This window comes from Sphingomonas sp. FW306-1B-B10E, assembly GCF_058782005.1.
In genome coordinates, this window is the sequence record NZ_JBYSXG010000053.1 from 1 (window position 1) to 22,208 (window position 22,208).

24 protein-coding genes are annotated in these 22,208 nt (G+C 67.9%); 10 read left to right on the forward strand and 14 right to left on the reverse strand.

Going from position 1 to position 22,208, the window contains the following annotated elements; all coding sequences use genetic code 11:
- Positions 1 to 47 precede the first annotated feature (47 nt).
- The 12 genes from motA to flgB all read right to left on the reverse strand — a co-directional run bounded on the left by motA (position 48) and on the right by flgB (position 10,148).
- Positions 48 to 911, reverse strand: a complete 864-nt coding sequence (gene motA, locus AC3WJI_RS17400) for a flagellar motor stator protein MotA (protein WP_492758552.1) — start codon at positions 909 to 911, stop codon at positions 48 to 50.
- A gap of 87 nt (positions 912 to 998) precedes the next feature.
- Positions 999 to 1,904 (reverse strand): flagellar hook-associated protein FlgL, encoded by a 906-nt coding sequence (gene flgL / locus AC3WJI_RS17405; RefSeq protein ID WP_492758553.1) that lies wholly within the window; start codon positions 1,902 to 1,904, stop codon positions 999 to 1,001.
- Positions 1,901 to 3,241 (reverse strand): flagellar hook-associated protein FlgK, encoded by a 1,341-nt coding sequence (gene flgK / locus AC3WJI_RS17410; RefSeq protein ID WP_492758554.1) that lies wholly within the window; start codon positions 3,239 to 3,241, stop codon positions 1,901 to 1,903. The genes flgL and flgK overlap by 4 nt, the downstream gene beginning before the upstream one ends.
- Complete coding sequence (locus AC3WJI_RS17415) at positions 3,238 to 3,669, reverse strand: rod-binding protein (RefSeq protein WP_492758555.1); 432 nt, start codon at positions 3,667 to 3,669, stop codon at positions 3,238 to 3,240. The genes flgK and AC3WJI_RS17415 overlap by 4 nt, the downstream gene beginning before the upstream one ends.
- Entirely contained in the window at positions 3,666 to 4,745 is a 1,080-nt protein-coding gene (locus AC3WJI_RS17420) for a flagellar basal body P-ring protein FlgI (protein WP_492758556.1), read from the reverse strand. The genes AC3WJI_RS17415 and AC3WJI_RS17420 overlap by 4 nt, the downstream gene beginning before the upstream one ends.
- A gap of 301 nt (positions 4,746 to 5,046) precedes the next feature.
- Positions 5,047 to 5,742: a flagellar basal body L-ring protein FlgH gene (locus AC3WJI_RS17425; protein WP_492758557.1), complete on the reverse strand. Its 696-nt coding sequence runs from the start codon at positions 5,740 to 5,742 to the stop codon at positions 5,047 to 5,049.
- Between the two features lie 10 nt (positions 5,743 to 5,752).
- Positions 5,753 to 6,541, reverse strand: a complete 789-nt coding sequence (gene flgG, locus AC3WJI_RS17430; RefSeq protein WP_492758558.1) for a flagellar basal-body rod protein FlgG — start codon at positions 6,539 to 6,541, stop codon at positions 5,753 to 5,755.
- A gap of 17 nt (positions 6,542 to 6,558) precedes the next feature.
- Positions 6,559 to 7,302: a flagellar basal-body rod protein FlgF gene (gene flgF / locus AC3WJI_RS17435; RefSeq protein WP_492758559.1), complete on the reverse strand. Its 744-nt coding sequence runs from the start codon at positions 7,300 to 7,302 to the stop codon at positions 6,559 to 6,561.
- Positions 7,303 to 7,357: 55 nt separating this feature from the next.
- On the reverse strand, positions 7,358 to 8,662 hold the full coding sequence (locus tag AC3WJI_RS17440; RefSeq protein ID WP_492758560.1) for a flagellar hook protein FlgE: 1,305 nt from the start codon (positions 8,660 to 8,662) through the stop codon (positions 7,358 to 7,360).
- An 18-nt stretch (positions 8,663 to 8,680) separates the two neighbouring features.
- The gene (locus AC3WJI_RS17445) at positions 8,681 to 9,379 is read right to left on the reverse strand and encodes a flagellar hook assembly protein FlgD (RefSeq protein ID WP_492758561.1); all 699 of its coding nucleotides are present in this window, start codon (positions 9,377 to 9,379) and stop codon (positions 8,681 to 8,683) included.
- A 2-nt stretch (positions 9,380 to 9,381) separates the two neighbouring features.
- Positions 9,382 to 9,792 carry a flagellar basal body rod protein FlgC gene (gene flgC / locus AC3WJI_RS17450; RefSeq protein ID WP_492758562.1) on the reverse strand — a complete coding sequence of 137 codons (411 nt, stop codon included), beginning with the start codon at positions 9,790 to 9,792 and terminating at the stop codon, positions 9,382 to 9,384.
- A 2-nt stretch (positions 9,793 to 9,794) separates the two neighbouring features.
- On the reverse strand, positions 9,795 to 10,148 hold the full coding sequence (gene flgB, locus AC3WJI_RS17455) for a flagellar basal body rod protein FlgB (protein ID WP_492758563.1): 354 nt from the start codon (positions 10,146 to 10,148) through the stop codon (positions 9,795 to 9,797).
- A gap of 333 nt (positions 10,149 to 10,481) precedes the next feature.
- Here flgB and AC3WJI_RS17460 point away from each other — a divergent pair, with 333 nt between their 5' ends.
- The 8 genes from AC3WJI_RS17460 to AC3WJI_RS17495 all read left to right on the forward strand — a co-directional run bounded on the left by AC3WJI_RS17460 (position 10,482) and on the right by AC3WJI_RS17495 (position 16,747).
- Positions 10,482 to 11,129, forward strand: coding sequence for a motility protein A (locus AC3WJI_RS17460; protein ID WP_492758564.1), 648 nt, complete (start codon positions 10,482 to 10,484; stop codon positions 11,127 to 11,129).
- Complete coding sequence (locus tag AC3WJI_RS17465; RefSeq protein ID WP_492758565.1) at positions 11,126 to 11,620, forward strand: flagellar motor protein MotB; 495 nt, start codon at positions 11,126 to 11,128, stop codon at positions 11,618 to 11,620. The genes AC3WJI_RS17460 and AC3WJI_RS17465 overlap by 4 nt, the downstream gene beginning before the upstream one ends.
- A gap of 52 nt (positions 11,621 to 11,672) precedes the next feature.
- Entirely contained in the window at positions 11,673 to 12,170 is a 498-nt protein-coding gene (locus AC3WJI_RS17470) for a flagella basal body P-ring formation protein FlgA (RefSeq protein WP_492758566.1), read from the forward strand.
- 81 nt (positions 12,171 to 12,251) lie between these two features.
- A complete protein-coding gene (gene flgM / locus AC3WJI_RS17475) occupies positions 12,252 to 12,545 on the forward strand; it encodes a flagellar biosynthesis anti-sigma factor FlgM (protein ID WP_492758567.1) in 294 nt (97 codons plus the stop codon).
- Positions 12,532 to 12,843, forward strand: a complete 312-nt coding sequence (locus tag AC3WJI_RS17480; RefSeq protein WP_492758568.1) for a flagellar protein FlgN — start codon at positions 12,532 to 12,534, stop codon at positions 12,841 to 12,843. The genes flgM and AC3WJI_RS17480 overlap by 14 nt, the downstream gene beginning before the upstream one ends.
- Positions 12,844 to 13,032: 189 nt before the next feature.
- A complete protein-coding gene (locus AC3WJI_RS17485; RefSeq protein WP_492758569.1) occupies positions 13,033 to 13,911 on the forward strand; it encodes a lytic transglycosylase domain-containing protein in 879 nt (292 codons plus the stop codon).
- Entirely contained in the window at positions 13,908 to 15,995 is a 2,088-nt protein-coding gene (gene flhA / locus AC3WJI_RS17490) for a flagellar biosynthesis protein FlhA (RefSeq protein WP_492758570.1), read from the forward strand. The genes AC3WJI_RS17485 and flhA overlap by 4 nt, the downstream gene beginning before the upstream one ends.
- 23 nt (positions 15,996 to 16,018) lie before the next feature.
- Entirely contained in the window at positions 16,019 to 16,747 is a 729-nt protein-coding gene (locus tag AC3WJI_RS17495) for a sigma-70 family RNA polymerase sigma factor (RefSeq protein WP_492758571.1), read from the forward strand.
- Here the strand turns inward: AC3WJI_RS17495 and AC3WJI_RS17500 are convergent.
- Complete coding sequence (locus AC3WJI_RS17500; RefSeq protein WP_492758572.1) at positions 16,744 to 19,383, reverse strand: glycoside hydrolase family 3 protein; 2,640 nt, start codon at positions 19,381 to 19,383, stop codon at positions 16,744 to 16,746. The two genes, AC3WJI_RS17495 and AC3WJI_RS17500, sit on opposite strands and share 4 nt — an antisense overlap.
- Before the next feature lie 190 nt (positions 19,384 to 19,573).
- Positions 19,574 to 20,404 (reverse strand): flagellin N-terminal helical domain-containing protein, encoded by an 831-nt coding sequence (locus AC3WJI_RS17505; RefSeq protein ID WP_492758573.1) that lies wholly within the window; start codon positions 20,402 to 20,404, stop codon positions 19,574 to 19,576.
- Between the two features lie 215 nt (positions 20,405 to 20,619).
- Here AC3WJI_RS17505 and AC3WJI_RS17510 point away from each other — a divergent pair, with 215 nt between their 5' ends.
- Entirely contained in the window at positions 20,620 to 21,864 is a 1,245-nt protein-coding gene (locus AC3WJI_RS17510) for a sigma-54 interaction domain-containing protein (RefSeq protein WP_492758574.1), read from the forward strand.
- A complete protein-coding gene (gene fliE, locus AC3WJI_RS17515) occupies positions 21,861 to 22,208 on the forward strand; it encodes a flagellar hook-basal body complex protein FliE (RefSeq protein ID WP_492758575.1) in 348 nt (115 codons plus the stop codon). Before AC3WJI_RS17510 ends, fliE begins: the two co-directional genes overlap by 4 nt.

Below are 22,208 nucleotides of genomic sequence, written 5' to 3' on the forward strand. Positions count from 1 at the left end.
ACCCGTAACCCCGCCCTTGCAGGGAGGGGAATAAGCAAGAGCGATGCTCACCGCCCCCTGAGCCCGTCGAACACTTCGCCGAAGCCCGGCTGGTTGGCATGGGCGATGCCCGAGCGCGCCGCCTCGATCACCAGGGGCTGCGGATGGCCGTGGAGCGACGCGATGATGATCTGCTTGACCGTGTGGTAGATCGCCGCGTCGGCGTCGATCACCTGCTGGAGCCGGGTCGCGAGCGGGCCGACGATGCCGTAGGCGAGCAGCACGCCGAGAAAGGTGCCGACCAGCGCCGATCCGATCATCCCGCCGAGGATGCTCGGCGGCTTGTCGATCGAGCCCATCGTCTTGACCACGCCGAGCACCGCCGCGACGATGCCGAGCGCCGGCAGCGCGTCGGCGAGGCCCTGGAGCGTCGCCTGCGGGCCCTGCACCTCGTGGTGATGCGTCTTGATCGCGTTATCCATCACTTCCTCGACCGCATGGACGTCGAGCGTGCCCGAGGAGACGACGACGAGACGCAGCGTGTCGGTGATCAGGTTGATCAGCGTGTGGTCGGCAAGCAGGCGGGGATATTCGGCGAACAGCGCGGAGGATTTGGGGTCCTCGACATGCGGCTCGAGCGCGATCGGCCCCTCGGTGCGCAGCATCTTCATCAGCTTGGAGACGAGGAAGATCGTGTCGAGATAGTCCTGTTTCTTGTACTTCGGGCCCTTGACGACCTTCATGAAGCCGCCGCCCAGCGCCTTCAGCTCCTTCATCGAATTGCCGATGATCAGCGCGCCGATCGCGGCGCCGCCGATGATCAGCATCTCGTGGGGCAAGGCGTGGAGCACGGGTCCGAGCGCGCCACCGGTGATGACGAACCCGCCGAACACCATCGCGATCAGGACGACAAAGCCGATCAGCACGAACATGCGACTACACTTCCCCCCGTGCCGTTGGTCGGCCACTCATCTGGTAAACGACCGCTTCGCCGTGGATTTGCGCGGAAAATCGCGCGCTCAGAGATAATCGAACAACGACAGGCTCGAGAGCTTGGAGAAGCTCGCCTGGGTCGCCTGGAGGATCGTCAGCGTCTTCTGGAGCTCGGTGACCGCCGTGGTCACGTCGGTGTCCTCGAGCGCCGAGCGCACGTCCTCGCGCGCCTCGCCGGCGGCGGTCAGCCGGTCGGTGTCGAGCTCGAGCCGCGCCGCGCGCGCGCCTGCCGACGCCCGCGCCAGGGTCACGCTCTCGAGCGATCCCTTGATCCCGGTGAGCGCGGTATCGGCTGCCGCCTTGACGTCGCCACCCGTCTCCAGTGCTGCGGCCAGGTCGGCGAGAACCGCGAACATGTCGCTCCCTCCCGAAGCGAAGGCGCGCACGCCGGTCACCGTGCCCTGCACGCCGGTGCCCTCGCCGATCGGGATCGCCGAAGGTTCGCCGGTGCCGGCAAAGGCGATCGATCCGTCTGCGGCTTTCACATAAGCGACATCGCCGCTCGCGCCGCCGAACAAGGGCTGGCCGCGCACGTCCTTGGTGTTGGCGAGGCCGAACAGGGTGTCGCGGATCGAATCGAGTTCCTTGCCGATCGCCGCGCGGTTGGTGTCGGAGAGCGTGCCGTTCGCCGCCTGGGTGGCGAGCTCCAGCGCGCGGGTGAGCTGCGCCTCGACGCTGTCGAGCGTGGTGTCGGTCTGCGCGAGCAGCCCCTGCGCCATGCCGATATTGGCGGCATAGGCGCCGTCGTCGGCGGTCTGGCGGCTGATCCCCTGCAGACGCAGATAGGCGCCGGGATCGTCCGAGGGCGCGAGCAGTTTCTTGCCGGTGGCGATCTGGATCTGGGTCCGGTCGGCATCGGCGGTGAGCCGCGCCATCAGCGACGCCGGACGATTATAGAGCTGCGAAGTCGCGACGCGCATGGTCAGCCTCACCGGATCTCGAGGATGGAATTGAGCGTCTCGCGCGCGATCTGGATCACGCGGCTCGACGCCTGGTACGCCTGCTGGAAGCGGATCAGGTCGACCGCCTCCTCGTCGACATTGACCCCCGTCGCGGCGGTGCGCTCGGCAACCGCAGAATCGCGCATCGCGGTTTGCGCCTCGGCGACCGACTTGCGTGCCGAGAGCGCGGCGGCGTTGGCCGAGGTCACGCTGGCGATGGTGTCCTCGAAGCGACCGCTGCCGCGCAGCGCGTCGAGCCCGGCGAGGTTTGCATTGTCGCGGATGCCCTTGCCCGGCGCGGCGGCGGCGATGCCGCGCGGATCGTCGAGCACGAGGCTGAGCTTGTAGGCCGGATCGCCGACCGCGAACATCGCCGCGCCGGGATTGCCGTCGAGGTCCTCGCCCGCGGCCTGCACGGCGTTGGTGCCCTCGGCGAACGCCGTGGCGAGACGGTTCACTTCGCCCAGCGCGTCGGCGATCCGATCGGCACCCTCGGCGAAGCCGGCGAGCACGCCCCCGCTCGGGAATACCGGGCTGCCCTCGCCCTGGAAATGCAGCGTGTAGGCGACGAGGCCTTCGTCGCTGCGCTTGTAGGTGATCGCGCCGCTATTCTCGCCCTGGACGAGCACGGGACCGGCGACGCCGCCGACGCGGACGACCGCCCGCCCGGCGGGATCGGTCGTCGCCGACACGTCGGTGATCGCGCTCATCGCCTCGAGCAGCCGGTCACGCTCGTCGAGCAGCGCCGCTTGGCCGCTGGTGCCGTCCTGCTGCCGCCCGAGCCCGGCATTGACCCGGCCGAGCGAGCGGGCGAGCGAATTGAGCTGCGTTGCCGCCGCCTCGGCGCTCTTGTCGAGATCGGCCGCCGCGCCGTCGAGTGCGGCTCCGGTAGCGGCGAAGGAGGAAGCGATGCTCGACGCCGCCTCGATCATCGCGGCGCGCGGCGCCAGCGAGGCCGGGTCGGCGGCGACGGCCTTGGCAGAATTGAAGAAGCCGGTCAGCCGGTCGCCAAGCTTGCTGCCAGTCAGCGATTCCTCGACGCGCTGGAGCCAGGTTGCCCCCGCCTCGGTCTTGGCGAGATCGGCGGTGGCGGTGCGCACTTCGGCGGTCTTGTAGATGTCGGCGGCGCGAGTCAGCCCACGCGCCACCACGCCCATGCCCTGCGCAGTGCCGGTGGTGATCCCGGCGGGCGCAACGACTTCGCGGATATCGGTGGTCCGGCGCGAATAGCCGGCGGTGCCGGCGCTCGCGATATTCTCGGACACGGTGGTGAGCGCGGTCTGATACGCCTTGAGGCTCGACAGACCGATCGAGAGCATGTCGCTCATGGCGTGTTGCTCCTGCTAGCCTTTGCGGTGTTGTTCCCCGGCGAAGGCCGGGGCCCAGTTTCGATGACATCTCCAAGAGTGGACTGCGCCTCGGACGACGCTGCAGCTGGGCCCCGGCCTTCGCCGGGGAACGAAGAAGAAGCAGCCTTGGCCAGGCACTCGGTCATCGCCTTGCCGATGCCGATCGGGGCGTGCGCGGCCATGCTCTGCGCGAGCTGCTGGTCCTGCATGTCGCGGAACTGCTCGCCCGCCTTGCTGTCGAACAGCCCGTCGCCCAGCTTGGCCGCGCGCATCGACTTGAGCATCATGCCGGTGAAGATCGCCTCGAAGCGCTGGCCGGCGGCGTCGAGATTGTCCTTCGAGGCCAGCCGCGACGTGTCCGTCGACAGGCCGTTGCTCAGGTTCGAGATGGCGGCGACATCGGTCACAGGATCACCAATTCGGCCTTGAGCGCGCCGGCTTCCTTGAGCGCCTCGAGGATCGCGACGAGGTCCGCCGGCGACGCGCCGATCGCGTTGACCGCCTTGACCACGTCGGCGAGCTTGGGCCCGGGCTGCATCAGGAACATCGGCTTCTTCTCCTCCTCGACGTTCACGCTGCTGTGCTGCTCGGTGACCGTCTCGCCTTTACTAAACGGCAGGGGCTGGACGACATTTTGGGCCTCATCGATCCGAACGGTGAGTTTACCATGCGTGACCGCGGCCGGGCTGACCCGGACGGCGGAGTTGATCACCACGGTGCCGGTGCGCGCGTTGACGATCACCTTGGCGGCGGCCTCGGCCGCGTCGACGGTGAGGTTTTCGATCTCGGCCATCAGTTCGGCGCGGACATCGGCGCCGGCGGGGGCCTGCACTGCGATCGAGACGCCGTCGATCGCGCGGGCGCGGGCGCTGCCGAAGCGGCTGTTGATCGCGTCCTGAACCCGCTGCGCGGTGGTGAAGTCGGCGCGGGCGAGGTTGAAGGTGAGGAAGGGGGCGCGGTCGAAGCCGGTGTCGACCATGCGTTCGACGGTGGCGCCTTCGGGGATGCGGCCGCTCGAGGGCGTGTTGACGACGATCCTGGAACCGTCGGCGCCGTCCGCACCGAGCCCGCCGACGGCGAGATTGCCCTGCGCCATCGCGTAGATCTGGCCGTCGGCGCCCTGGAGCGGCGTCAGGATCAGCGTGCCGCCGCGCAGGCTCTTAGCCTTGCCCATCGACGAGACGGTGATGTCGAGCTTCTGCCCCGGCTTGGCGAAGGGCGGCAGCTCGGCGGTGATCATGACGACCGCCGCGTTCTTGAGCGCGGGGCTGACGCCAGGCGGCAGCTGGAGGCCGAAGCGCGAGGCGACGCCCTTCATCGACTGGACGGTATATTCGAGATTGTCGTCGCCGGTGCCGGGGAGGCCGACGACCATGCCGTAGCCGGTGAGCTGGTTGGTGCGGATGCCCTGGAACCCGCCCAGATCCTTGACGCGCTGAGCCTGCGCGGGGGCGATGGGGAGCATCGCAAGGAGGACCAGCATGATTCCCCTCCCTGCAAGGGAGGGGTTAGGGGTGGGTCGCGAGCGCAGCGAGCTCCGGCCGCGTCCGCGAAGGGCCCCCGCCCCCGGCGTGGGGGGGGGGCCACCCACCCCCGGCCCCTCCCTTGCAGGGAGGGGAGCCAGGAGGGGAGACTCACGCTTCCTCCGTTCGTGCTGAGCTTGTCGAAGCACTGTTCTTTCTTCTCACGCGCTGAGCAAGAAGAACGGCCCTTCGACAAGCTCAGGGCGAACGGGTGGAAGCGGAGGGCCTTCAGAATGCGATGGATCATGGCTGCGGCCCCTCTCAAAACGGGCTGATCATCTGGAAGAACCGGCTCAGCCAGCCCTGGCGGCTGGCGCGGGCGACGTCGCCCTTGCCGGTATAGGCGATGCGGGCATCGGCGACGCGGGTCGAGGCGACGCGATTGTTCGCGTCGATATCGGCGGTGCGGACCAGCCCCTTGATCTGGACGAATTCGTCGCCGCGGTTGAGCGTCACGCGCTTCTGGCCCTGCACCAGCATCGTGCCGTTCGGATAGACCGCCGCCACCGTCACGCTGATTTCGCCCGACAAGGCATTGGCCTGGTCGGCGGTGCCGGTGCCGGTGAAGTTGCGCTTGCTGCTGACGCTGGCGTCGCTCTCCTTGAATAGCGACAGCGCGCCAGTCGTCGGCGGCGTCAGCGAGAAACCGCCATTGCTGTCGAGCTTGGTGCCCGCCGACTTGGACGCGCTGGTCCGCTCGACGAGGACGATCGTCAGCGGATCGCCGACGCGGCGCGCGCGCATGCCTTCGTAGAGCGCGGCATAGCCGTCGCTCGCCTGGAAGATGCTGCCATTGGCGGGCGCGGCGACGGGGGCGGGCGCGGGATAGGTGGCGGAGAAGTCCTCTTTCGCCTTCTTCTTGCCGAGGCCGAGGAACTGCGCCTTGGCGGGCGTCGCGCCCATGCCGAGCGCGGCGACGGCCAGCGCGCCGGTGGCGAGGCCGGTGAGAAACTTCATCAGCGCCCCCTCAGATGTTCTGGTTGACATATTTGAGCATCTCGTCGGTCGCCGAGATCATCTTCGAATTGACCTCGTACGCCCGTTGGGTCTCGATCATGTCGACCAGCTCCTCGACGACGTTGACGTTGGAGGCTTCGAGCGCACCCTGGCGGATCTTGGCACGCCCGGCTTCGGCCGGGGCGCCGAGGCTCGCCGCGCCGCTGGCGGTGGTCTCGATCAGGAAATTGTCGCCGGTCGCCTGCAGCCCGCCCGGATTGGGGAAGGTCGCGACCTGGATCTGGCCGAGCTGGCTCGCCTCGGTCTGGCCGGCGATCTGCGCCGAGACGGTGCCGTCGGCGCCGATCGTGATCCCGGTGGTGCCCTCGGGGATCGTGATCCCCGGCATCACCTGATAGCCGTCGCTGGTCACCATCATGCCCTCGGCCGAGCGCGAGAAATTGCCCGCGCGGGTGTAGCCGAGCTGGCCGCCGGGCAGCTGGACCTGGAAATAGCCTTCGCCTTCGAGCGCAAGGTCGAGCGACCCGCCGGTATTCTGGAACGTTCCCTGGGTCTCGACGCGCGCAGTGCCCTGGATGCGTACGCCGGTGCCGAGGTTGAGCCCGGTGGCGTATTTGGTCTCGGCAGTGCTCTGCGCGCCCGGCGCGGTCACCACTTGATAGGCCAGCGTCTGGAAGGACGCGCGATCGCGCTTGAACGCCGTCGTGTTGACGTTGGCGAGGTTGTTCGAGATCACGCGCATGCGCATGTCCTGGGCGTCGAGCCCGGTGCGCGCGATGTGCATTGCCGAGGAACCCATCGTCTAAATCCTTCCGATTAGGCGGGCATCCGCATTAGGGATGCGGCGCTCTCGTCCATGGTCTTGGCTTCCTTGAGCAGGCCCGCCTGCACTTCGTAGCTGCGCTGGTTTTCGATCATGTCGACCAGCGCCTGGGTAAGATTGACGTTCGACTGCTCGAGCGAGCCCGATTGGAGCTTGGCGTCGAGATCCTCGGGCAGCGCGCCGCCGCCCTTGACGTGGAGGAGGTTGTCGAGGCCCTTGGCGGTCTGGCTGCCCGCGGGGCTGGCCAGCTTGATCTTGTCGATCGCCTGCGGCTGGGTCGGATCGCCGCCCAGCGGCACTATCGAGACGGTGCCGTCCTCGGCAATGGCGATCGATTGATGGGGCGGCACGGTGATGGGGCCCCCCGACCCCATCACCGGGAAACCGTCGCCGGTTTCCAGCACGCCCGAGGCCGCGACGGACAAGTCGCCGCGCCTCGTATAGGCTTCGCTGCCGTCCGCGGCCTGCACCGCGATCCACGAATCCGACGTCACCGCCACGTCGAGCGGCCGCGCGGTATGGACGATCGCGCCGGCGCGGCGGTCGAAGTCGTTGACTTCCTCCGATGCAAGCTGACGCGTCTCGAGCCCTTGGCCCGTCAGCACCAGCCGGTCGAAATCGACGCGTTCGGCGCGAAAGCCGATCGTCGACGCGTTCGCGATGTTGTTCGCGATCGTCGACTGCGCCGCCATCTGGCTGCGCAGTCCCGACATGGCTGTGTAGACGAGGCGGTCCATTCCTTACGTCCCTTGTTCCCGTTAACCTGCTGCGGATGTTGAAGCCGCCGCTGCGTCAGCTGCGGATGTTGAAGATCGTCTGCGAGATCTGGCTCGCGGTATCGAGCGCCTTGGCGTTCGCCTGGAAATTGCGCTGCGCCGCGATCAACCCGACCAGCTCCTCGGTGATGTCGACGTTCGATCGCTCCACCGCACCCGCCATCAGCCCGCCGAACCCGTTCGAGCCCGGCTCGCCCAGCCGCGGCTCGCCCGACAGGCCCGAGGCCGACCAGGTGCTGCTGCCGAGCTGGCGAAGGCCCGTGGGGTTGGAGAAGCTGGCGAGCACCACCTTGCCGAGCGCCTGGCTGTCGCCGTTCGAGAAGCTGGCGCGCACCGTGCCGTCATCGCCGATCGTCACGCCTTCGAGCTGGCCGACTGGCGAGCCGTCCTGCGAGCTCGCATCGATGCTGAACGGCGAATAGACCTGAGTGGTCGCGTCGCCGAAGTCGAGGTTGATCATCTGTTCGGTGGTGGCACCCGGCGCGAGGAAGCCCTGGAACTGCGTCGGGCCGCTGGGCGCAGTGAGCTTGCCGGTCGAATCGAAGGTCATGTGAATGGGCGCGATCACGTCGGGATCGGTGCCCGAATTGAGCTGCTTGTCGCCGACGAACGAATAAGCGGTCCATTGGCTGGTCGGCTCGGCGGTGGTCGGCGTCGTCTCGCGGACGAAATAGGTGGTCAGCGTCAGCGCGTTGCCGTTGGCGTCGTAGATCGTGGTCTGCGCCGAATGATTGTAGGTCGCCGGATCGAACCGGTCGAAGGCATAGGGCACGTCGGTCCAGCGATCATCGTCCTTCGGCACCACCGAATTGGCGTTGAGGTTGAGTGACAGGCTGACATCCTCGGTCGCCTCGGGCTTGCCGCTGATCTGCGGCAGGCGCAGGCTCACCGTCGAGGCGATGCCGGTCGCGACCACCGCGCCCGAGCCGTCGACCGGATAGACCTGCAGCTTGTTGCCCTGCGCGTCGACGACATAGCGGTCCGAATCGACGAGGAAGCTGCCGTTGCGGGTGAACGAGACGTTGTTGCTCGCGTCGCTGCCCTTGACGATGAAGAACCCCTCGCCCGAGATCGCGACGTCGAGCGCCGAGGACGATTGGGTGAAGCCGCCCTGGCTGAACTGCTGGCGAACCGACTTCACCACGGTGCCCGAGCCGACCATCTGGGTCGGGTTCGAGTTCGAGGTCGAGGCGATAACGTCGGCGAACTGGGTGGTCGAGCGCTTGAAGCCGTTGGTCGAGACGTTGGCGAGGTTGTGCGAGATCGTCGACATCTCGGTCTGGGCCGCCTGGAGACCGCTGAGCGAAGTGAAGAAGGACATGGTGTTACTCCTTGAGGGTCAGCCGACTTGCCAGACGGCGTCGAGCGAGATCTGGCCGATGCCAGGAAGGGTGAGCGCGGGCTTGCCGTCGGCGCCCATCGACACGGTCGAGACCGGCGCCCAGACCAGCGGTGCGGCATCGACCTTGGCGCCTGCGGCGAGCGCGGCGACCTTGACGGAATAGGGGCCGGGACCGGCGGCATCGCCGTTCTCCAGCTTGCCGTCCCAGTCGAACGCGACCGCGCCGGCGGCCTGCTTGCCGAGCGCGATCGTCTTGAGCGGCTTGCCGTCGGCATCGCTGATCGTGACGTTGACGTCGGTGGCGTCCTTGGCGAGCGCGACCGCGCCGGCGATTCCGCCGCTCTCGCGCGGGTACGCCGTCGAGCCTTCGGTGAGCACGGTCTTGCCGACATAGCCGAGCGCATCGCCGAGCGAGGTGCTGCCCAGCTTCGTGGCGATCGCCTTGAGCGTCGTGCTCATCTCGGTGATGCCCGAGAGCGACGAGAATTGCGCCATCTGGGCGACCATCTGGGTGTTGTCGACCGGCTCGAACGGGTCCTGGTTCTTGAGCTGGGCGGTCATCAGCGCGAGGAAATCGCCCTGGTCCATGTCGGTCTTGCCGAGCTTGGAGCTATCCTTGGTCCCGGTGTTCGAGGCCGAGCCCGTCGCGCCGTAGCGGTTGACGCCGAGCGTCTGCAGCGTGCTGTCGAAATCCATGGTCAGCGGCCCAGCTTGAGGGTGTCGACGATCAGCTGCTTGGCAGTCTGCAGGACCTCGACATTGTTCTGGTAGGTGCGCGACGATTCGAGCATGTCGACGAGCTCGCGGGTCTCGTCGACCGCGCTCTCCCAGACATTGCCGTCCTTGTCGGCCATCGGATTGCCCGGGTCGTAGCGCTTGGTCGGCTCGGCGCCGGCGGTGACGACCTGCTCGACATCGACGGTCGACAGGCCCGAAGCCTCGTCGAACGCCGAGCGGAACACCGGCTTGATCGTGCGATAGGCAGCCTCGGGGCTGGAAGCGACGGTGCCGGCATTGGCGAGGTTCGACGCGGTGGTGTTCATCCGCAGCAGCTGCGCGCTCATCGCGCGGCCGGAGACCTGGAAGATCGAGAGCGCCTGGCTGCCCATGCTCATTCTCCCCTGAGCGCGCGGGTGATCGTCGAGATGCGGCCGTTCAGGAACGACAGGGTCGTCTGATAGGCGACGGCATTCTCGGCAAAGGCGGTCTGTTCGGTGGCGAGCTCGACGGTGTTGCCGTCCTGGCTCGGCTGGAGGGGCACGCGATAGAGCGTCGCGGCGTCGATCGCATTGTCCGCGGCGCCGCCCGGCGCTTCGATCGCGGCGAGCGCCGACTGGAAGTCCACGTCCTTGGCCTTGTAGCCGGGGGTCGAGGCGTTGGCGATGTTCGAGGCGAGCACGCCCATGCGCTGCGAGCGCACGGTCAGCGCTGCGCCGTGTACGCCGAAGAGGCTGTCATTGGGCATTGCACGTCTCCCGCACAAAGGTTCGGGCGGGGTGCTGCAATGGCCGTGCCAGTTTTCGCGGGGAGGCGCCGGAATGCCGATTTCGTTCTACGCGCAGGCCGGGCGGCAATATCTTGCCGGTCATGCGGCAACCGGCTGCCGTACTGCCCATCCGGTGCCGCAAACTCCTCCGTCACCCCGGACTTGTTCCGGGGTCCACTTGGCACCTGGGCGAGCGGATGGAGGCTCTTGCCGCAATGCGTGCGGCGCGCGGTGGACCCCAAAACAAGTCCGGGGTGACGAAGGATGTCGCACGCTCCGCCAGATTGGCCCGCCGCTTGCAAACACGAGCGCATGAACTTCGCGCCTTTCCTCGACCCGGTCGCGCTCGCCATCGTGCTCGGCGGTACGGTCGTCGCCGTGGTGCTGCGGACGCCGCTGGGCGATCTCGGCCGCGGGATCGCAGCATTGCGCACGCTCAGCCGTCGCCGCTTCGACGCCGATCCGCTGCTCGAGCAGGTCGCCGCCTTCGCCCGCATCGCGCGGCGCCATGGGGTACTCGCGCTCGATCGCTCGGTGATCGCCGATGCCGATCTCGCGGCCGCGGTGGCGGCGGTCGTCGACGGTGCCGCGCCCGATCGGGTCACCGCTTTGCTCGACCAGCGCCGGCTCGGCCGCTTCGAACGGCACCGCGCCGCCGCCGAGATGTGGGCCGGCATGGCCGACATCGCCCCGGCAATGGGGATGATCGGCACGCTGATCGGCCTCGTCCAGATGTTCACGGCGATGCGCGATCCCAAGACGATCGGCGCGGCGATGGCGGTTGCCTTGCTCACCACGCTCTATGGCGCGATCGTCGCGTGCCTCGTCGCCACGCCGGTGGCGGCGCGGCTCAAGCGGCAGGCGCGCCACGAGGCGCAGGAGCGCGCCCGGCTGGTGGCGCCGCTCGCCGCGCTCGCCGCCGTCCAGCCCCGACTCGCCGCGCGCGAGCTTGCCGCATGACGTTCGAGGACGAGGCCCCGGCGCGGCCGATCTGGCTGACCACGCTTGCCGACCTTGCCTTGCTGCTGGTCGGCTTCTTCGTGCTGCTCCAGGCCAACCAGGTCGATCCGGCGACGCTCGCCGCCAGTATCCGCGCCGGCTTCGGCGCCAAGGAAGCGGCGCCGGCGATGCCGGTCGATCTCGCCGCTGTCCCTGGCTTCGCCCCGGGATCGGCGCAGCTTCCCGATATCCAGGCCGCGCTTGCCTGGGCGCGCACCGCCGCCGCCGATCCGCGCACGCGGCTGCGCGTCATCGGCGAAGTCGACGGCGCCGCCGCCGACGTCGACCCGCTCACCGGCAGCGGCCCGATCCTCGCCGCCGATCGCGCCCGCGCGGTCGCCGCCCTCCTGGTCCGCGCAGGCGCCGTCGCGCCGGGACGCGTCACTATCGCCACTGGCAGCGGCCAGCGGCGCGTCGTGCTTTCGCTCGGCTATGACGGGGGCCGGCAATGATCTGCCGTCCCGCAATCCGCGCTTGCCGCCTGCCTCTCGCAAGGAGTCTCTGATGCTGTTGTCCCTGGCTCTCGCCGCCGCGGCGCCCGAATTCCAGTCGACGGTCGTGCTCGATGCGATCGTGGGCCAGTTCACCGGCGCCGAGGTCGGCACTCTGGGCGGCGCGCGCGCGCCGGTCGACACGAGGCTCAAGCTCCAGGCTTGCGCCGCGCCGCAACTCGAATGGCGCAGCGAGGCGAAGGACGCGGTCGTCATCCGCTGCATGGCGCCGACATGGCGCATCTTCGTGCCGGTCACCGCCCTGCCTCAGCCGAAGCCGGCACCCGTAGCGGCCGCGCCGGCGGCAGCGGCACCGGTCAAGGCGCCGCCGGTGATCCGTCGCGGCGATCCGATCACCGTCGAGGCCGGCGCGAACGGCTTCTCGATCACCCGCGAAGGCGTGGCGATGGGCGATGCGGCGGCGGGCGCGCGGCTGCTGGTCAAGGTCGACTACAAAAAGGCGCCGATCCAGGCAGTGGCGATCGAAGCGGGGCTCGCGCGCTTGCCGTAAAGGCCTCCCGCATTTTTTTCTAAAGTGTGTCGACGGCCGGTCGTTCCTATCGCTGCAGGATTGATTTCCAAGGAAGCAGCAATGGTGGATCCCATCGGCAACAAGGCAAGCGCGGTCGCTGACCGACGCCTTGCGCCTGTCGCTCCCGCCGCTCCGGTGGAAGTGGCCAAGCCGGTTGCCAATGTCGTGCAGGCGGTCCAGTCGACCGCCGCCGCCCTGACCAGCGAGATGGCCGCCAAGCCGCCGGTCGATGCCGAGCGAGTGGCCAAGATCCGCAAGGCGATCGAGGACGGCAAATTCCCGATCTATCCGACGACGATCGCCGACCGGCTGCTTGCGCTCAAGCTCGAATGGAGTCCCAATGACCCGGCGTGACGCGCTGATCACGGTCATCGAATCGCTGCACGCCGAGATCGCGGCGCTGAAGGCCAATGACGTCGCCGCGCTCGAAGCGGCGACGCAGGCCAAGCTCGCCGGGATCGACAGCGTCGCGCTGTTCGACGGCGAGGCGCCCTCCGACGAGGTCAAGGATCTCGCCGCCGAAGCGCATCGGCTCAACGAGACTTGCCGGATCTACGTCAATCTGATGGCGGCAAATGTCCGCCGCCGCCTGCAACTTCTTTCCGGGGATGCGGCGCCTGCGTATCGCCCTGGGGGGTACGCGATAGCCTGATTGATCCTCCCCGGTACGGGGAGGTGGCAGCGCGCAGCGCTGACGGAGGGGGCTCTCCCCGCGCGAACCGCTAGAGGCACGCCCCCTCCACCAGCTTCGCTGGTCCCCCTCCCCGTGCCGGGGAGGATCGAAAAGTGGCACGGCCCTTGCTGATCCTGCGCCAACCAAGGGCAATCGGATCAGCGCTCGATGAGCATCGCATCGGTCAACACTATAGCAGGCATCCAGACGGCGATCGCCGCCGCCAGCCGCAAGACCGGGATCGACTTCAACTATCTGCTCGGCCAGGCGCAGGTCGAGAGCGGCCTTCGCGCCAATGCGCGCGCTGCGACGTCGAGCGCCACCGGGCTTTATCAGTTCATCGAGCAGAGCTGGCTCGGGGTGATCAAGGGCCATGGCGCCGAACATGGCCTCGGCTGGGCCGCGGACTCGATCCGGCAGACCGCCTCGGGCCGCTACGTCGTCAGCGATCCGGCGACGCGCCGCGCGATCCTCGACATGCGCAGCGATCCCGGCACCGCCGCGCTGATGGCCGCCGAGCATGCCTCGGACAACAAGGCCGCGCTCGAGGATCGGCTCGGCCGGCCGGCGACCGGCACCGATCTCTACATGGCGCATTTCCTCGGCCAGGGCGGCGCGGCGAAGTTCCTGAGCGCGATGGACAGCAATCCGGATCGCACCGGCGCGGCGCTGTTCCCATCGGCCGCGCGGGCCAATCGTGGCGTCTTCTACGCCGCCAGCGGCCAGCCGCGGACCTTGAGCGAGATCTATAGCCGTTTCGCCGGCAAGCTCGACCAGGGCGCTGCTGCGGCCGGCGCGCCGGGGGGGGCCTCGAACGGGCTCGATGCGCTGTCCGACCCGTTCGGTGCCGGCGGCGAGGGGACCGAAATCATCCTCGGCAACGACGCGACCGGCGGCGATCGCCACTGGATCGAGACGACACTCGCCCAGCTCAAGACGACGCGCGGCGCGACGGAGATGGTCGGAGGCGAGCGGCTCAATCCGTTCCGGCCGACACCGGAGACGGCGAAGCTCGCTTATCTGATGCTCGCAAAGCTGGGAGCGTGACCCGCGTGAACGGCCTGACCCTTCCCGCCGGCCTCGTGCCGGCAATCCGCGGCTTCGCGCTGCCTGGTGCGATCCTGCTGCTCGTCGCCTTGCTGGTCGTGCCGATCCCGGCGGTGCTGCTCGACGCCTTCTTCATCATGAACATCATGATCAGCCTCGCGGTGCTGATGGTGGCGTTGAATGCGCAGAAGCCCCTCGATTTCTCCGCCTTCCCGACCGTCCTGCTGTTCGCCACCCTGTTCCGGCTCGGGCTCAACGTCGCCTCGACGCGCGTGGTTTTGGTCAACGGGCATGAGGGCGGCGCCGCGGCCGGCCATGTCATCGAAGCATTCGGCACGTTCCTGATCGGCGGCGACTATGTCGTCGGCATCGTCGTGTTCGCGGTGCTGATGATCATCAACATGATCGTGGTGACCAAGGGCGCCGGCCGCGTCTCCGAAGTTTCCGCGCGGTTCACGCTGGATGCCTTGCCCGGCAAGCAGATGGCGATCGACGCCGATTTGAACGCCGGGCTGATCACTCCCGACGAAGCCCGCGCGCGCCGCATCGAGGTGTCGACCGAAGCCGATTTCTACGGTGCGATGGACGGTTCGTCCAAGTTCGTGAAGGGCGACGCAATCGCCGGGCTGCTGATCCTCGGCATCAATATCGTCGGCGGTCTGATCCTCGGCGTGGTCAGCCATCACATGGCGGTCGGCGACGCCGCGCAAAGCTACATCATGCTCGCGATCGGCGACGCGCTGGTCGCGCAGCTGCCGGCCCTGGTGCTGTCGATCGCCGCCGCCGCGATCGTCACGCGAGTGAATTCGAAGCACGACCTTGCCGGGCAGATCGGCAGCCAGTTCGGCAGCCACAAGACCTGGACGCCGGTCGCGGGGATCCTCGCGCTGCTCGGGGTGATGCCGGGCATGCCGCATTTCGTCATCCTCCCCGCCGCCGCCGTCGCGGGCTTTGCCGCGTGGAAGCTGCGGAGGATCGCCAACCGTCCGCCGCCACCCGAGCCCGCCGCGGAACCAACCGACCTGTCGAAGATCGGCTGGGAGGAAGTGACCGACAACATGCAGGTGATGCTCGACATCGGCTATGGCCTCGTGCCGCTGGTCGACGAGCGCCGCGGCGGGCCGCTGATGGGACGGATCACCGGGGTGCGGCGCCAGCTTTCCAAGGATCTCGGCTTCGTCGTGCCGCAGGTCCGCGTCCGCGACGACATCAACCTCGCGCCGTTCACCTACCGGATCGTCATCGGCGGAGTCGTGGTCGGCGAAGACAACGTCGCGCCCGACGAGATGCTCGCGCTCGATACGGGGCAAGCGGTCGGCAAGCTGCAGGGCAAGCCGGTGCGCGACCCCACCTTCGGGCTCGACGCGGTATGGATTGCGAACGCCGATGCCGACGCCGCGACCGGCGCCGGCTATCTGGTCGTCGATCCTGGCACGGTGGTCGCGACGCACCTCAACCACGTGCTGATCCAGAATGCCGCCGACCTGCTCGGCCCCGACGAGGTCCAGGCACTGCTCGACGGGCTCAAGGAGCGCGCCGCCGCGTTGGTCGCGGCGCTCTGCCCGCAGCCGGTGCCGCTGACCACGCTCACCAGCGTGCTGCGCGGCCTGCTGCTGGAGAATATCCCGCTCAAGGAATTTCGCCGGATCGCCGCGGCGATCGCGGTCGCTGCGCAGAAGACGCTCGACGCTGAGGAGATCCTGGAGCTGATCCGTCCCGAACTCGGCCCGCTGATCATCCAGCGGCTGTGCGGGGTGCGCGAGCCGCTGCGGGTGATGACTCTCGAAGGCCAGCTCGAGGCGCTGCTGGGGCAGGCGGTCCGCTCGGATCCGTCGCGCCGGCACACGATCGAACCCGATCTCGGCCGCCGCATCGCCGATGCGCTCCAGCACGCCGCCGGCCCGCTTATCGCCGAGGCCAAGCCGTTCGCACTCGTCGTCCAGCCGGCGATCCGCATCGCGATCCGCAAATTGGTCAAGTCCATCCTCCCCGACACGCCGGTGATGAGCTTCTTCGAGGTCCCCGAGGACAAGGCCGTCGAAGTCGTCGCGGTGATCGGTGCGCCGGAGGCGCTGCCCGCATGAACGCCACTTCCTTGAGGAGCACCATGGCTTCGCTCGCAATCGCACCGCTGACCTATGCCCCCACGCCGCAGCGCGACGCCGAGGCGATGATGCGGAAACACTTGCCACTAGTCCGCAAGATCGCGTGGCACGTGCACGGATCGATGAGCTCGATCGTCGAGGTCGAGGATCTGATCCAGATCGGCATGGTGGCGCTGATCGAGGCTGTGGCCGGCTTCGAAGATCGCGGCCAGGTGACGTTCGAGCACTATCTGGTCACGCGGGTGCGCGGCGCGATGATCGACGAATTGCGCCGCCAGGCGACGCTTACCCGCGGCGCGATGCGGCGGCGCAAGCTGTATCAGGAGGCGGTGGCGATGCTGGGCGCGGCGCTAGGCCACGTCCCGACCGACGCGCAAGTCGCCGACAAGCTCGGCGTCACCCCGGAGAAGCTGCGCGCCGAATATGCCAGCGCCGAGGCAGTGCGCTTCGATTCGATCGACGAGACCTATTCCGACGAATCGCCCTGGTTCATGTCCAACGAACCCAATGCCTTCGACCAGCTCGCCGAGGGCGACCAGCGCGACGCGCTGATCGCCGCGATCGGCGCCTTACCGGTCCGCGAGGCGCAGGTCATCCAGCTTTATTATGTCGAGGAATTGAACCTCGAGGAGATCGGCCAGGTGCTCGGCGTCGGCGCCGCGCGCGTCTGCCAGATCAAGGCCGCGGCGCACGCCCGCCTCAAGCGTGCGCTCCAGCGAAGGCTCGGTTAGCGCGGCAATGTTGCGCCAGTCGTGACCTCCAGCTGGGCCTTCACCCCCGCCGCTGCCGGCAGTCCCGGCCGCGTCACCGGCTGACCGCCGCCGATCCACAGGTCGACCTTGCCCGGCACCAGCCGGCGCACTCCCGCGGCATCGACCAGGCTCAGCGCGCGCGCATCGAGCGTGAAGCGGACTTGCCGCGTCTCACCCTTCTTCAGATGCACGCGTTCGAAGCGTTCGAGTGCGCGGACCGGCGCGCCGGCTGTTTCTGGGTGCGACACATAGAGCTGGACGACTTCGTCGCCGTCGCGCGCGCCGGTGTTGCTGACCGCGACCGACACGGTGACATTGCCGTCGGCGCCGACCTTCGCATTGCTCAGCTTCGGCGCCGCATAGGCGAAGCGCGTGTAGCTGAGGCCGTGGCCGAACGGATAAAGCGGTTCGCCGGTGAAATAGCGATAGGTCCGCCCGGCCATGCGATAGTCGGTAAAGGCGGAAAGCTGGTCGGCCGATTTGTAGAAGGTCACCGGCAGGCGTCCCGCCGGACTGAAATCGCCGGCGAGCAATCCGGCCACGGCGTGCCCGCCCTCGCCGCCGGGATACCAGGCCTCGACGATCGCGGGGACATGTGCGTCCGCCCAGTTCACCCCGAGCGCGCTGCCGTTCATCAGCACGAGCACGGTGGGCTTGCCGGTCGCGTTGACGCGTTCGAGCAATTGCTGCTGCGGTGCGGGCAGATCGAGGCTGGTGCGGTCGCCGCCGGCGAAGCCCGGCGCCTTGACCTTCATTTCCTCGCCCTCGATCCGCGCCGAGAGCCCGCCGACGAACACCACCAGATCGGCCTGCTTCGCCGCCTCCACCGCGTGGTCGCCATCGGCGCTTTGCGGGCTCCACAGCAATTGCTGGTTGCTGCGCTGGCCGCGCTGAAAGCCCTCGACGCGGAGCGGATATTTGCGGCCCTTCTCCAGCGCGATCGTGCCCGACAGGATCGACGGCGCGTCGCCGACGCCCCATTCGTCGACCACCAATTTGTCGCCGACCCAGATGCGATAGCCATTCTCGCTGGCGAAGCGGAAGCCGTATTCGCCGGTGTCGGGCGCGGTGATCGTGCCGGTCCAGCGCGCCGAGGTCGCTCGGTCGCCGAGCCATTCGAAGCGGGCACTGGGCACCGTCTTGGTCTCGGTCGGCGCACCTTCGAGCTCGGTGCCCTTGAAGAATTCGACCTTGAGCCCGCGCGTGGCGCAGGCCGGATCGACGCACAGGACATCGTCGGGTACCGGCACTTCGGCACGTCCGATCAGCCCGGTGCCGGGCACGTAGAGGATCTTCGCCTGCGAATAGCGCGCGCGGATGCCGTCGAGCACGGTTACCGGCTTGGACGGGGTGCCGTAATAATTGCCGACCAGCGCATCGAAGCTGTCGGCATTGGGGCCGATCACTGCGATCGTCTTCGGGCTTCCCTTGATCGGCAGCAGGTTGTTCTGGTTCTTGAGCAGCACCATCGACGCCTCGGCCATTTTCCGGGAAAGCGCGCGATGCTCGGGGGTGTCGTAATCCTTGGCGGTGATGTCGGCGAAGGGCAGCTTCGGGTCGAACAGCCCGAGCCGGATGCGCGCCTCGAACAGCCGAAGCAGCGATCGGTCGACCACCGCCTCGGGCAATTGCCCCGCTTTGACCGCCGCGACGATATTCTCGGGATCGGTGGTCATCTTGTTGCGATAGTCGCCGCAAATCAGGTCCATCCCGGCCTTGAAGCCGAGTGCGACGCCTTCTGGCGCGGTCTTGGTGTAATGCAGCGCGTCTTGGCGGTAGATGTTCGCCGCCGCGCCGCAATCCGAGACGACATAGCCCTGGAAGCCCCAGCTCTTGCGCAGCGTGTCTTCCATCAGGAAGCTGTTCGCGCAGCCCGGCACGCCGTTGACGGCATTGTACACGCACATGATCGATTCGACCTTGCCCTCGGTCACCGTCGCGCGGAACGCCGGGAGATAGGTGTCTTCCAGGTCGTGCGGGGACGGGTGGACGTCCTCGCGGTGGCGGTTGCTCTCGGGGCCGCTATGCACCGCGAAATGCTTCGAGGTCGCGACGGTCTTGAGGAACTTGGGATCGTCGCCCTGCAGCCCGGTGATGAAGGCGATGCCGAGGCGGCCGGAGAGATAGGGATCCTCGCCATAGGTCTCCTGGCCGCGGCCCCAGCGCGGATCGCGGAAGATGTTGATGTTGGGCGACCAGACGGTGAGCCCGCGATAAAAGTCGCTGCCGCCGTCGGGATGGCGCCGCTCGAGATATTTGGCGCGGAACTCGGTGGCGATCGTGTCGCCGACCTGGTGGAGCAACGCCACGTCCCACGACGCCGCCATGCCGATCGCCTGGGGGAACACCGTCGCGATCCCGGCGCGGGCGACGCCGTGCAGCCCCTCGTTCCACCAATTATATTGCGGCACGCCGAGCCGCGGGATCGCCGGCGCGGTGTGGCCGAGCTGGTGCGCCTTTTCCTCCAGCGTCATCTTGGCGATCACGTCGCGTGCGCGCGCTTCCGGGGTGGCTGAGGCATCGCCGAGTTTACCGGGCGTTGTCTGCGCGTTTGCCAGCGACACCCACGCGCTCGATGCCAGCAGGGCGAGCGCGATCCTGAGCTTCCGGGTCATCAGCCTCTCCATTCTCGTTTGAAGGGAGGCTAACCCAATTCTGTTAGCGCTACCAGTGCCGATGTCAGGGCAAAGGAAAACCCCGGCAGTCCCTTGGGACCACCGGGGTTCCTCTTGCGCACTCTCCAACTTGGGAGAGGTGACCGGCCGCGGTGCCTGTCAGGGGGGTGACACCCCGACCGGCACGCGCTTAACGGAGCAGCGAAAGAACCGTCTGCTGGCTCTGGTTCGCCTGGGCGAGCATCGCCGTCGAAGCCTGAGACAGGATCTGTGCCTTGGCGAGCGCGGTGGTCTCGGCCGAGAAATCGGCGTCTTCGATGCGGCTGCGCGCGTCCGACAGGTTGGTGACGTTGGTGGTCAAATTGTTGACCACCGATTCGAGCCGGCTCTGCGACGCGCCGAGCGTGGCGCGCGCAGTGTTGACCGCGGTCAGCGCGGTATCGGCGTTGGTCAGCGTGGTGCCGGCATTGGCGACGGTGTCCACCTTGAAATCGGCCGCTTCGAAATTGTCGCTGTCGAAGAACGCCTTGGTCAGCGCGACCGTGTCGGTGCTGTTGATGCCCACCTGGATCGTCACGTCGTCGCTGGCGGTATCGGTCGCGGCATAGTCGAACACCGCGACGCCGTTGAACTTGGTGTTGGTCAGGATCGACTGGATCTGCGTGGTCAGCGCGGCCGCTTCCTTGTCGAGATTGGCGCGGTCGGTGGTGCTGTAGGTGCCCGATGCCGACTGGACCGCGAGCTCGCGGATGCGCTGCAGCATGTTGCTGACCTCGTCGAGCGCGCCGTCGGCGGTCTGGGCGAGCGAGATGCCGTCATTCGCGTTGCGCACCGCCTGGTTCATGCCGCGGATCGCCGCGGTCATCGTCGAGGCGATGGCGAGGCCGGCGGCGTCGTCCTTGGCGTTGTTGATGCGCTTGCCGGTCGACAGGCGCTCCATCGCGGTGCCCAGCAGCTTGTTCGCCGAATTGGACGCGTTCGAAGCCCGCAGCGAGGCGATGTTGGTTCCGATAACAGTCATGTTCATCTCCATGCTCGTCGGCTTCCCGCGTCCCCCCTGAACGGGAAAGCGGAGCCGCCAAGCCAAGGAACGGCCGCGCAAATCCCGGCTTAAGAAAAAAATCGTCCATCACGCGCGCGCGTAGACGGGCGGGGACCAAAGTGTGCGCCGCTACGTAGTTTTACGACGAATTAACCAACTTGGCCCCACACAGCCTGCATAACAGGGGGTCACATATGCGCTCGATCGTTCCTTCGGCAGCGGTTCTCCGGCAGAAATACGCACTGGTTTCGGCGCTTCGGGCGCAGGGTTTCGCGATCGCTTCGTGCGAGGACGGCAAGCCGGGCGCGCAGGATCTGTTCCTCGTCGCCGATGGCGAAGTTCCCCCGGCAGCGGCGCGCACGCTGATCCTCGGCGAAGGCGACCGCGCCGCGATCCCGTTTCGCGACGGCAACCCCGCCCGCTTGTCCTATGGCAGCGCCGATGCGGCAATCGGCGCCGGCTTCGCCAGCGCGATGGCACGCGGGCCGTGGGAGCCCGTGGCCGCCGATCCCGAGAGCCTCGCCTTGCTGGCGCTCGCCGAGCGGGTCGCCGCTTCGGACATCACCGTGTTGATCAACGGCCCCACCGGCACCGGCAAGGAAGTCCTCGCCAAGGCGATCCATATGGGCTCCACCCGCCGTGACGGGCCGTTCGTGGCGATCAATTGCGCCGCGTTGCCTGAGACGATGCTCGAGGCGATGCTGTTCGGCCACCATAAGGGCAGCTTCACCGGCGCGTCGTCGGGCGGGCAGGGCTTCTTCCGCGCCGCCAATGGCGGCACCTTGCTGCTCGACGAGATCGCCGAGATGCCGCTTGGGCTCCAGGCCAAGCTCCTCCGCGCGCTGCAGGAGCGCGAGGTCGTCCCGATCGGCGGTACGAGCCCCGAGAAGATCGACGTCCGCGTCGTCGCCTGCGCCAATCGTGATCTGCAGGCCGAAGTCACCGCCGGCCGCTTCCGCGCCGATCTCTATTATCGTCTCGCCGTCTTCCCGCTCGCAACCAAGGCGCTCGCCGAGCGCCCTGGCGACATCGCCGCGCTCGCCGCGGCGATGGTGCTCCGGCACGCGGGCACCCGTTCGACCCTGCCGTGGATCACGACGGATGCGCTCGAGGTCCTCAGCGATCACGATTGGCCGGGCAATGTCCGCGAACTCGAGAACGTGATCCAGCGCGCATTGCTGCTCGCGCCGGGCGACGTGATCGAGCCCGCGCATCTGATCTTCGACCGCCGGCCCGAGATGCGGCAGGATCGTCCCGAGACGCTGAGCAACATCGTCCAGATGCACGAGTTCCAGGCGATCCGCGAAACGCTCGCCGAGTGCAATGGCAGCCGGATCGAGACCGCGAAACGTCTCGGCATCTCCGAGCGCACCTTGCGCTACCGGCTCGCCAAGGCACGCGAGCAGGGTGACGACATCGCTCAGGCGGCCTCGGCATGAGCGTCGCCGCGCCGATGAGCGTCGATCGCGTGATGGCGTTGCGATCGCAGATTCTCGAGCGCAACGCCGCGCTCGGCCGCGCACAGCAGGCGCCCGCCGCGGTTGCGCCCGCGGAGGCCAAGCCCGCGAGCTTCACCGATACCTTCCAGGACGCGTTCAAGTCGGTCAACCAGGCCCAGGCCCAGGCCGGCGCGCTGTCCGAGGCCTATGAGCGCGGCGAGACCGTCGACATCGCCAAGGTGATGCTCGCCCGCCAGCAGGCCTCGGTCGGCTTCGAGGCGACCCTGCAAGTCCGCAACAAACTCCTGTCCGCTTACAAGGACATCATGAGCATGCCGGTGTAA